Raw genomic sequence first — 1,355 nt, 5'->3', positions numbered from 1 at the left:
TCAGATTTTTTGTGTGCGGGCCGGTAACGGCCTGCCGTCAGGCAGGCCCTGACTTTCACCAGGTCGGCCTGATGAACCGATCTCCGTACAAAATCGCGAATTGATTCATCGCACTTTTCCAATCATGCGCCGCTGAGCCCCAGTTCGCCGTGATGTTTCGCAGCCCCAGCCAGATCAGCTTGGTAGCTGCGTCATCGTTCGGGAAATGGCCTCGGGTCTTGATGATCTTGCGCAGCTGGGCATTGATACTCTCGATGGCGTTGGTGGTGTAGATCACTTTCCGGATGGCTGGTGGGAAGACAAAGAAGGGAATCACTCGATCCCAGGCGCGTCTCCAGGCCGCAACGACCGTTGGATACTGCTTGCCCCAGGGCCCGTTTTCAAACTCATCGAGTGCCTGCTCAGCCGCTTCGGCGTTGATGGCCTGGTAGATCGGCTTGAGCGCCTTGGCCAGTGCCCGCCGCTTGTCCCAGGCTGCAAAGTCCAGGCTGTTGCGGATCAGGTGCACGATGCACGTCTGCAGCGTCGTCTCTGGAAACACGGCGCTGAGAGCCTCTGGCATGCCTTTGAGGCCATCGGTCACGGCAATCAGCACATCCTCGACACCACGTGTCTTGAGATCGTTAAAGACCTTCATCCAGAACTTCGCACCCTCGGTGTTCTCGATCCAGATGCCCAAGATATCGCGCGTCCCGTCGGGTAGAACGCCCAGCGCCAAGTAAATGGCCTTGTTGCGCACCAAGCCTTCTTCGCGGATCTTCACCCGCAGTGCATCGAAGAAAATGACCGGGTACATGGGCTCCAGTGGCCGCTGCTGCCACGCGCCAATTTCTTCCATGACCTCGTCTGTCACAGAGCTGATGAAGTCGGGTGAGACCTCTGTTCCATACTGCTCGGACAGAAAGGCTCGGATCTCTCTGACCGTCATGCCACGGGCGTACATGGCGATGATCTTGTCATCGAAACCGGTGTACCGCCGCTCATGCTTGGGGATGAGAATGGGCGCAAAACTGCCGTCTCGGTCACGAGGAATTTCCAGCCGCAGCGGGCCATCGCCGGTCAAAACCGTCTTGCCACTCTTGCCGTTACGCTGGTTGGTTTCATCCTCTGGGCGCTGCGCGCCCGGCGGATAACCCAGGTGGTGGCCAAGTTCGGCGTGCAGAGCGCGTTCGATCAAGGCCTTCTTGAACGCCGCAGAGGCATCCTCGATAGCCTCTGCGGTCATCAGGCCCTCACCGAACTGCTCCAGCAGCTCTTTGGGGATTTTGGGCAGGTCACGCAAGGGTTTCTTTTTGGTTGGCATACATGCACCTCTTACTCATGTTATGCCCGAACACAAAATTTCTGACACCCTC

General features: G+C 57.9%; 1 protein-coding gene. It reads right to left on the bottom strand.

Annotated features, from left to right (window positions below; translation table 11 throughout):
• Window positions 1-55 precede the first annotated feature (55 nt).
• Window positions 56-1,303 (bottom strand): IS256 family transposase, encoded by a 1,248-nt coding sequence (locus CC207_RS14830; RefSeq protein ID WP_060489951.1) that lies wholly within the window; start codon window positions 1,301-1,303, stop codon window positions 56-58.
• Between the last annotated feature and the right edge of the window lie 52 nt (window positions 1,304-1,355).

The sequence above is a fragment of the Pseudomonas sp. DrBHI1 genome, assembly GCF_002205115.1.
Taxonomy (GTDB): Bacteria; Pseudomonadota; Gammaproteobacteria; order Pseudomonadales; family Pseudomonadaceae; genus Aquipseudomonas; species Aquipseudomonas mosselii.
This window is presented reverse-complemented; position numbering and strand designations above follow the sequence as displayed.